The 9,201-nt window shown below is 56.7% G+C and carries 12 protein-coding genes; all 12 read right to left on the minus strand.

The window, feature by feature from the left end; all coding sequences use genetic code 11:
• Nucleotides 1-64: 64 nt before the first annotated feature.
• Nucleotides 65-475, minus strand: a complete 411-nt coding sequence (gene gp17, locus ACOYNV_RS23190; RefSeq protein ID WP_422902179.1) for a tail completion protein gp17 — start codon at nt 473-475, stop codon at nt 65-67.
• Entirely contained in the window at nt 472-975 is a 504-nt protein-coding gene (locus ACOYNV_RS23195; RefSeq protein ID WP_422902180.1) for an HK97-gp10 family putative phage morphogenesis protein, read from the minus strand. The genes gp17 and ACOYNV_RS23195 overlap by 4 nt, the downstream gene beginning before the upstream one ends.
• Nucleotides 972-1,310, minus strand: coding sequence for a head-tail adaptor protein (locus ACOYNV_RS23200; RefSeq protein ID WP_422902181.1), 339 nt, complete (start codon nt 1,308-1,310; stop codon nt 972-974). The genes ACOYNV_RS23195 and ACOYNV_RS23200 overlap by 4 nt, the downstream gene beginning before the upstream one ends.
• A complete protein-coding gene (locus tag ACOYNV_RS23205; RefSeq protein ID WP_422902182.1) occupies nt 1,307-1,897 on the minus strand; it encodes a hypothetical protein in 591 nt (196 codons plus the stop codon). The genes ACOYNV_RS23200 and ACOYNV_RS23205 overlap by 4 nt, the downstream gene beginning before the upstream one ends.
• Nucleotides 1,894-2,469: a head-tail connector protein gene (locus ACOYNV_RS23210; protein ID WP_422902183.1), complete on the minus strand. Its 576-nt coding sequence runs from the start codon at nt 2,467-2,469 to the stop codon at nt 1,894-1,896. The genes ACOYNV_RS23205 and ACOYNV_RS23210 overlap by 4 nt, the downstream gene beginning before the upstream one ends.
• Entirely contained in the window at nt 2,469-2,687 is a 219-nt protein-coding gene (locus ACOYNV_RS23215) for a hypothetical protein (protein WP_422902184.1), read from the minus strand. The genes ACOYNV_RS23210 and ACOYNV_RS23215 overlap by 1 nt, the downstream gene beginning before the upstream one ends.
• Complete coding sequence (locus tag ACOYNV_RS23220; RefSeq protein WP_422902185.1) at nt 2,687-3,625, minus strand: hypothetical protein; 939 nt, start codon at nt 3,623-3,625, stop codon at nt 2,687-2,689. The genes ACOYNV_RS23215 and ACOYNV_RS23220 overlap by 1 nt, the downstream gene beginning before the upstream one ends.
• 70 nt (nt 3,626-3,695) lie before the next feature.
• Nucleotides 3,696-5,000 carry a phage major capsid protein gene (locus tag ACOYNV_RS23225; protein ID WP_422902186.1) on the minus strand — a complete coding sequence of 435 codons (1,305 nt, stop codon included), beginning with the start codon at nt 4,998-5,000 and terminating at the stop codon, nt 3,696-3,698.
• Nucleotides 5,001-5,060: 60 nt separating this feature from the next.
• Nucleotides 5,061-5,732, minus strand: coding sequence for an HK97 family phage prohead protease (locus ACOYNV_RS23230; RefSeq protein WP_422902187.1), 672 nt, complete (start codon nt 5,730-5,732; stop codon nt 5,061-5,063).
• Entirely contained in the window at nt 5,701-6,942 is a 1,242-nt protein-coding gene (locus tag ACOYNV_RS23235) for a phage portal protein (RefSeq protein ID WP_422902188.1), read from the minus strand. Before ACOYNV_RS23235 ends, ACOYNV_RS23230 begins: the two co-directional genes overlap by 32 nt.
• Before the next feature lie 2 nt (nt 6,943-6,944).
• A complete protein-coding gene (locus ACOYNV_RS23240) occupies nt 6,945-8,675 on the minus strand; it encodes a terminase large subunit (protein WP_422902189.1) in 1,731 nt (576 codons plus the stop codon).
• Nucleotides 8,635-9,093, minus strand: coding sequence for a phage terminase small subunit P27 family (locus ACOYNV_RS23245; RefSeq protein ID WP_422902190.1), 459 nt, complete (start codon nt 9,091-9,093; stop codon nt 8,635-8,637). The genes ACOYNV_RS23240 and ACOYNV_RS23245 overlap by 41 nt, the downstream gene beginning before the upstream one ends.
• Nucleotides 9,094-9,201 lie beyond the last annotated feature (108 nt).

The raw sequence follows: 9,201 nt of genomic DNA on the forward strand, positions 1-9,201 counted from the left end.
AATAAAAAACCCGCTAATCGGACTGATTGCGGGCGGGCTTTTCGCTTGCGCGAAATGGGGCTTGTCAGGCGGTCCACCTGACAAGAAAATCTCTCGATTGGCTGTAAATGTCCAACTCTTGGTCGTACAAATCGGGGCCCTCTGATTCGGGCTGTATATACGTCAGCGCCACTCCGTTGACGGTGCCGCGCTGACTTGGGCAAGCGGCCAGAATCAGGCGCATCAGGGCTTTGATGCTTGGATACCCTCCGGTCGTGCCTTTATACAGTGCAGTCACTTGCACGCGATCGGTGTACTGCTTGTTCGCCTCGTTCGTGTTAATCAGGTTCACAGGCACGCTGCTGATCTGCTTGACGCTGATCGCGGGCAGCGTCGTGTTTAGCGGCAGGTCGCCGCAAACGATGCGCGTCGCCGGGACAACGGCCAGCACAGCGGAATTCGTTTTCAGCAAGTACCAAATCGCAGCGGTTGTCATTCGTCGCCTTCAATGAAAATATGTGACGTGTCAATGCCGTGCTTCGTCGCAAGGCGGTCCTTCATGTACTCGGCGGCGGCGACTACGGCGTTCTGTGCCTGACCGTCCAATGCAGGACGCATGAACGGGTGTGGCTTGAGGCCGGGGTGCTTGACTGACTGAAACACGCCACCACCAAATGCCAAAGCGCCCCCCTCCTTTGCGCTGATGACGTGCGGCTTGACGCCGTATTCAATGAATCGCGCAATGTAGCCGTGCTGACCCTTTGCAGACAGGCTCGCCGTGACGGTGCCGCCCCTGCTTTTGGTGCCGATCTTCAAGCCCGCCCTCAGTTGCCCGGTTTTGTCAGCAAATGCGGAAGTGCTTTTCGCCTCTTCTTGCACCACTTTCATGCCTGCGCGAAGTGATCCGCGCATGACGTTTTTCTGTATCTTCTCTGGCAATTCATCCAGAAACTGCGCCAACTCCTTGAGACCAGTCACATGGATTTCATTGCTCATGAGGAAACCTGTTCGACGATGAATTCAACGCCGTCTTTGATCCCAATCTCTGCGGGGCCACTGACGATTTGATAGATGGCCTCGGTCGGCCTCGATATGGCAAACCTCATGCTTGAAGTGATGTCCGCGCAGTAGCGCATCCGAATGCGTGACCGGTTCACGTTGACGGCCAGCGTGTTGCTGACCGCCTCACCCCGTCGCGGCAGCATATCGTTGATGCTGCACCAGCGCGTCGCCAACGTCGTCCACGTGATCGCCTCGGTGCCATAGGTGGCGTCGCGGGTGACGACCTTGTATTCAATGCGTGCGCGATGATTCAGGGGCCCGATGTTCATTTTTTACGTTTCGGGAATGTTTCCGCGTCGACCGATTCACCACGGCGCGGTGCGCGGGTGCCGGGCTTTTGTTCTTTGCTGTCGATCTGTTCGACTTCGATGCCGTTGGCGCGCAGTTCTGCGGTGATCTGCGCCAGCCCTTGCACCAGACCAGAAAATCCCGTGTGCGCGTGCACTTCCTCGTACCTCACGGGGTCGAACCCAAGCAGGATGATCTTTTTTGCACCGGCCCGGGCAGCGATGCGCAATGCTGCGAGCGCGTTGTTCCTGATCTGCAACGTGTGGCCCTCGCCCATTTGCACGGTTTCGTAAAACATGCCCGCATAAAGCGCGTCGTAATCGCATTCGACGCCGCAGACGCGCAGCCCGGTGAAGCCGAGCCGGTCAGCCTCTTCCCAAAACGGGTGATGCGGGTCCAAGGCAACAAACATATCAGCCCACGGCGCAAACTTGACGGCGCGATTGACGGCAATCGTTTTGTACCCCTTGGCGGTGGCCGCGAGTTCTGCGGTCATGTCGGGACCAGCGCCCAATATGGCGACGGTTTCGCCTTGCCAGATGCCGTCAGGATTCCATATTTTGGTCATGCGAACACCTTATGTCTGTCAAGCAAAGCGTCAACAAAGCCCAATTTCATGGATGAAAAGCCCTGTCCCGTGAATTCGGCGCTGCGGTTTTCATACATCGCAGAGATTTGCAGCTTGATCCATGACTTGATCGATTCAGGCACGCTGGCAGCGTTTGTGTAGCCCGCGACGTAGCGCAGCTTGACCGCAGCCACGTCTGCGCGTGCCTCGGGCCATGCTGTGCCGTAAGCTGGTGTGACCTTTGCCGGTCCGCATTCGTTCGATGCGTCCAGCGTGTAGTCTGACCCCGCAAGCGTGATGAGTGTCCCGGCAGTGTTTCGGTAAATGATGCTGGTGATCGCCGTCACGGGCTGGCGCGTCAGTTCAAAGTAATCAGGGAACGCGTCCAGAGTCAACTCAAAGGTTTGCGGCAACAAGGCGCGACCCGTGGCCTGTTCTGCCGCTTCGGTTGCCGCGCTGATTAGCGATGTAATCAGGACGTCGTCGTCCGTCACGTCAACTTTGCAGTGCAGCTTTGCCTCGGCCAGCGTGATCGGTATCAGCGTCGGCGCGGTGATGAGTTTGAGCGACATTATTTGGCCTTTGCAGAGCGCCCACGTTTTTGCGCTGGCGCAACTTCAACCGTTGGCGCTGGCGCAACTTCAACGACGGGTTTTTCCATGTACCACGCAATGCCCTCTTTGACGTAGTGCGCGGCCAGCGCAGCATCACAGCGCAGCACATCACCCGCAGCGAAGCTGCCATACACCGAGTTGGAGCCGGTGCGCTTGAATTTGATCTGGACTTGCATTACGCAGCGTCCGCGAGTTGCGTCCAGACCGGCTGCGCTTGCGTGCCGCTGTTGCGCCAAAGCCCGCCCGATCCGTTTGTGGTTATGTCAGAGTACAGCGCGTTGGGGACCGCGACGCCCTCGCCTGTTGCGAGTGGCGTGCCATCCGTATAGTCAACCGGCGCACCCGATCCGAACAAATGAAGCGCAGACAGTGCGTTGACAGTGCTGCTTGTCGAAGCGAATGCCGCCGTGGTGACTGATCCCGTCCACACAGGCACGGCCAGCGTGCCGGTGTTGCGGTAGGCAAGCCCCGTCGTGGTGTTGACATATTCGCACCCTTTCTTGGCAAGGCCTACCCCCGTGCCAGCGCCGCCCGCAAACGTGTCAACTGCCATTGCAGTAACGACGCCAGAGCCATCATCCGCGTTTCCTGCGTCCGAGGTATCAATCGCAACGGTTATGAGCGCCACGGCTGCGGTGCTGGCCTCGATTGCCGTCAACACTTCGGCTGCGGTTGATGTGATCGCAGAATTTACGTCCGTCGCGAGGTTGACGGTGATCGTAGGACCACTGACGACGACGCCCAATGAAGCGGAGGCCGCGCCGGGGTCAACATATTCGATCGTGATTGCATTGCCGCCAGCGCCGTAGGCCACTGCGGTAAAGGTCAAACTATTGTCATCGCCCGCAGGGTTCACGGTCAGCGCCGCTTGTACTGCGTTTTCAGGAACGCCGGTCCCGTCAAGGTGCAGGGCATTCAACGCGGCGACAAACCCCATATTGACGTGCTCTGCTGCGTGTTCAATCAGTGCGCGCGCCGCCGATCCATCGGGGCCGTCGAGGTCGGTTGTGGCAAAGCCCAACGCAACGATGGCGGCCTCGTCCTCTGGATTTGGCAGGCTGACGAGTTGCCCGGTGTAATAGCCTTCGTAGCAGTCTGTAAAGCGAATTGTCATTTTTCAGTCCTTCAGTAAGTCCATGAAAGAAGCCCCCCGAAGGCGGCTTCTTGGGTTGACTCGCTGACGATTACGCCGGAGTCAGATCGCCACCGCGAACGGCGGCTGGCTTTTCCGTCGCCAGAGCCAAACGACGCTCGGCGCGCAGCGTGATGAGGTTCTTGGTGAAGTTGTCGCTGTCGCTGTCCGACATTTCCACCACGACGCCTTCGCGGTTGTAGACCATGTACGCCTCGGAGAAGCGGCCCACCTGGAAGGTGTCAGCGGCCATGCCTATCGCTTGCACCACAGGAACGCCGAACAAGCGAGGCACGCCAGCGTCCGAAGTGTTGACCAGCGTTTGACCGGCGGCGGTTGTCAGCAGTTCGATTTCCATCGTCGCCCAATCAGCCGGGTTCAACACGATCGCATCAGCCGGGTAGCCAGCAGCGTACAAAGCAGCGATGACCTTGCGGATCAGCACAAACTTCTTGAGCGTTGCTCCGAGGGCCGCGTCAGCAATGCCGTGCGCCGTGAAGTTGCCCGTGTCGTAGGTGCCGGAAATGTTCGGGGCTACGCCGTCGCCAACGACAAGCTGCGTGTCCACCTTCTGATTCACGCCGTAACGCATCCGCGTGTTGACGTAAGCGGCCAGCGCGGGCGCATCTGCGGCCAGTTGCTTGCTGATCTTGATCCAGTGCGCCACAGTGGACACCGGCATATTGACCAGCGACCATGTGAGTGCGGATTCGCCTTTGGCTGCACCTTCTGAGGCTTCCGCTGCGTTGTTGGTGAAGCTGGCCTCCTTGGTGAACTCGATCGCGTTGCTGCCGGTGGTGGTACTCGGGAGCAGCGACTCCATGCTGAACGGGAGCGACGCACCTGCGACGATACCGGCATTGCGTTGCGGCGCGACGTTGGTGTCCGAGCCGACCAGCGAATTCTTCACTTCAACGCGCAGTTTCGCCAAGTTGCCACCGGCAAAGTCAGCGTAACGTGCGCTCTTGACAAATTGTTCACCCCATGAGGTGATGCCAGCGGCAGCAGGAGCAGCGGTAGCTTTTTGCTCAACGGCAAGCAAGCGGTCAGCAAGTACCCTTTGTTCGACGCCGATCGCGTCCAGTGCGGTCTTGGTATCGCTGGCAGTTTTGCCGACGGTTTTGAATTCGCCTTCTGCCTTTTCGGACATGGCGACGAGTTTGGCCTCGACTTTATCGAGAGCCGCCAAGATGCCGGAGCCATCAATTTCACCCATCACACCAAGCATTGCCATGCCGGTAATGAATGACTGATTTTGCAATGCCAATGCGTGAACATCGACACCAGCAGCTTGCGCGGCAAAACCGACAAGCGCGATTGCCAGAATGGCACCAATGCGGAGATAAGACTTTTTCATGATGTTTCCTTTTGACGAAAAAAAGCCACCAAAAAGGTGGCCGGGTTACGGGGTTTGCGTTTACGCTGCAATTTTGTTCAATCGTTCAAGAATCAGCGCCGTGGTTTTCGCATGGCTTTCCTTTTGAGCATCCCGCCCATTAAGAATCACCTTTGCGCGGGAGACGATCGCCATTGCCTCCCATTTGCCCAGCCCCGCATCCCGCAGTAGCCGTTCAATGTCTCGCTCTGTCTTGCACTCTGGCAGCAGGGCTTCAAAATCCATACTTTTCACGCTTTGCAGGTCAATGCGTGCGTTCGCATCAGCCGGGAAAACAACCAGGCTGATTTCCATCAGGTTCGACCATTTGTGAATCGTGCGGCCTGTCTCGGTTTCGGTGTAATCGCCTGATTTCATGTAGCCACCGATGGACAGACCATCGAGCGTGCCGTGTTTCAGCGCGGAGTAAACGTCCTCGGCACAGTCAAGGTCGGGGGTAAGTTCGCCAGTGACTAACAAACCGGCCTTATCTTCTTTGGCCGTCGTCCATTTGCCGATTGGCATGCCCCATGAATGGTTGAAAAACATCTTTGGCAGCGCCAGCCTGAGCGAATCAGTGAACGCACCGGGCAGGATGGTGTCGCCGTAGCTGTCAACGCCGCCCCACTTGCACGCATAGCCGGAAAATACGCCGTTGCCGTCGCCTATTTCAAGCTCTGAATCAGGCAGCGATATTGTCTTGCGCAGTAGCATTGTTTGTCCCTCCTGTTGCGGGCTGCTGGCCCAACTTGGACAGCGGCAAAAGGTTGCTTTGCGCTGTCAATTCGTTCGCCCCGATCACGGGCGGCAGGTTTTCAAGCTGCCGGCATTCGTTGCGTGTCATGATGCCGTTCTGCACGTTTTTGGCGTACAGTTCGGCGCGTTGTGTGGGCGAGCCTCGCAGGAGCGCGTCGAGCGCAAATTCTGCGGTCATCGTCGCGCGCTGTGTCGGCGTCATCACCCGTTTTCTGGTGGCTTGTTCGATGGAAACCAGCATCGGGCGCACCGTCAGCTTGTAAAAACCATCGACTATCTGTTCAATTCCGCTGCCCCATGCGGTCACATTGCTGTGATGAATCATCACGGGTGGCACGTCAAACCAGCGGCAGATTTCTTCGACTGTAAATTTGCGCGTTTCCAGTAACTGCTGATCCTCTGGCGACATGCTCAACTGCTGGTATTTCATGTTCGCCTCAAGCACATAAAGGCGAGAGGTTGACCCCTCGGCCATGCCCGCGAAGCTGCTTTGCAGTGCTTTGCGCTGTTCCGCGTTCAACACCTTGTCCAGCATCAGCGTGCCGGTGGGCTTCCCGCTGTTGCCAAAAATTTTTGATGCGCTTTCCTGCGCCTTGGCCGCTTCGTCTGTGGTGGCCCGCATGAACTCCAGTTTTGCGAGTCCGACCGTTCCATTTCCAAGGTTTTTCAGGTGCAGGACGTTCGCAGAGTCAAGCGCCGCGATGTCGGTTCCGAGTTGGTACAGGTACACCATCGAACCGTTGGGCAGCACCCTGACTTCGACCTGATCCGCTGGCATCGGCCACAGTGCGAGCGCCTCACCCTTCGCGTCTCTATCGATCCTCGCAAACGCGTTGCCGCGCAAGTCGTGGTTCATAATCATCGCGCGCCAAAACTCAAATGGTGTCATCCGATCGTTCGGTGACTCATGCAGGAGCGTGTAAAGGCGACTGTTTCGCGCCAATTCCTTCTGACCGTTGACTGTTTGGTAAGCAAAAAACGGTAGGCTGGCGATGGTTGTCGCGCGACGATCAAGGCACGCCCAAACAGTGCTGATTTGCAGCGCGGCATCCGGCCCGATATTGCCCGCACCGTCCACCAAAGCGACTCCGGGGACGGGGTTTTGCTGCCCGACGGACTCGGCAAGCGCCCCACCACGGCCAAACCATCGGTAGAACGAGCTAAACATCGTTACCCGCTGATTGGTGAGTTAATGAATTCATCTATGTTTGCCTCGGTTTCTGATGATTTGCATGCACCGACCGCCATGACAGCGGCTACGATCAAATCAATTCGGCCTGTTGCCTTTTCTTTACTCAGTTTTCGGTTTTCGGCATCATCACTGGTCGTGATTGCATTTGCGGCACACCATGTAAACACTGGGTTTGCAGGATGCACAACACGCCGGTTCAACAGCTCGGATTCAAATTCCTCGATAGCTGGGCTCATGTCTTTGTAACCCTGGCCAAATGCCTGCATTGGTGGCAGAGTGACGCCGTTGTCATTGGCCAGCGCTTTCAAGTCTTCAATGCGCCAGCGGTCGAACGCCACAGACTGCAAATCAAAAAAACTGCTCAATTCAGCAAGTTTGCGGATCACCGCCAGCTTGCTGATAGCTCGCCCTGGTGTTGTTTCCAAATAACCCGTATTTCGCCAGGCCAGATAGGGAACTCGGTCAAGTTCTTCTTTTCTGTCAAGACCTTCGTCCGGCAGCCATGCAAATGGGACCAATTTCCAAGGCTCTTCTGGCCCTACCGGCTCGACATAGAACACCAGCCCGGTCAGATCGGTGGTGCTCGATAAGTCAAGCCCGGCCCAGGCGCGTCTACCGCGCAGGTCTCGCCAATCAAATTCCTGTGTTGCTCCAAACCAGACATCACTGCTGATCCATGGATTGGTGGCATCGGTCCATTGGCAAAAGTTCAGGCGCCGGACCAGCGCCTCTTTTCCTGGCATGCCACGCGCCTCAATTACCTGCTCTCTCAAATACTTCATGCCTGGCAACTTTGCGCCCTGCAGGCTTGGGTTGACCTTGGCCCAGCACTTTTCATCCCTGAATGGGTCGTCCCCTTCGTCCAATGCGCAGACAAAACCAAAAAAGGAGTCGTCTTTCAGCATCCCGGCTGAAACTTTGGCTGCGTAGTCGTGATACTGCCAGCATGGCCCGGTTTTGTTCGAACCACTGTTGGTGATCATGAAGATCAAAGCCTGGCGCCGACTCTTTGTGCCGGCCCGCATCATTTCAACCACCGTGTTGTTTCGGTGTTCGTGAACTTCGTCAATCAAAGCCACATGAGGGCGTGGTCCGCTTTGGCCATCGTCTGCGCTGATCGGTCGAAAGAAGCTCCCGCGCTCGATATAGGCCAAGTTCCAGATGTTCTGCCCAACTCCACTTGGACTGAGGCGGCTTTTCAACTCCGGAGACTGCTGCCACATAGCAACAGCATCTCGGTACAAGACCATCGCCTGATCTTTCTTGGTGGCCGCTGCGTACACTTCAGCACGCGCTTCGCCGTCTGCTGTCAACCCAAAGAGTCCAACACCAGCGGCAAGCGGGCTTTTCCCGCTTCCCTTTCCAGTTTCAACGTAAGCGACACGAAATCGCCGGAAGCCATCCGACCCCTTCCAACCAAACACGCTTCCGATGATGAATTTTTGCCAGTCAAGTAGTTCGAAAGGCCTGCCTTCAAATTCACCGCCATTGAGGCGCAGCACGTCTTTGTAAAAACCAATTGCACGGGCTGCTGCCTTTTTGTCAAATACCAACCCACGCTGTGTTCCAGTTGATACATCATCCAGGTGACGCTGGCATGCCGCTCTTACGTGCGGACCTGCAATTTTTTTCCCGCTGACGACCCGTTTTGCGTAGGCAGTAACGGAATCAGAAATACTTGGCCGCAGGATTCGCTTGTCGCAGTCCATTGAAAAGGTCATCTTGCGGCTGGAGCGAAATACGCGTTCGAGCCTGTGGCGTCATGCCGAACTTATCAAACACTGCCATCGCCTGTTTGAATGCCATGCTTTTCACCATGGCCCACGGATTCAAATGCTCTCCAGCCCCAACCGGACGACCCTCGTCGTCCTGCACCATCTTGCACTTCACATCGGAGTCGCCAGCTTTAGCGACCGCTCTGCGGTAGTCTGCAATCGCAACGCAGCCCATACTGAACGCCTGGACATCAACCTCGGTCAGCAGCTTTGCCGATTGCGCAACCGGAGCCATTTCGAACCAAACAATTTTTGCGGCATCAGGCATCCAACTGGGAGGCGTCAGATCCTGAAGGTAAGTTGGGTCGGGCTCCTGCTTGCTGATGGCCCGCTTTCCGCGATTGCCTTCCACCAGCTTCAGTGCTGTCGGCTTTCGTGGTCTTCCGGCCATTTTATTGATCTTTCTATTGATTGAATGGAGGGGTACACCCTATCCATTTCGCGGTTATGAACGCCGAGG

The organism is Propionivibrio sp. (assembly GCF_049316945.1).
Taxonomy (GTDB): Bacteria; Pseudomonadota; Gammaproteobacteria; order Burkholderiales; family Rhodocyclaceae; genus Propionivibrio.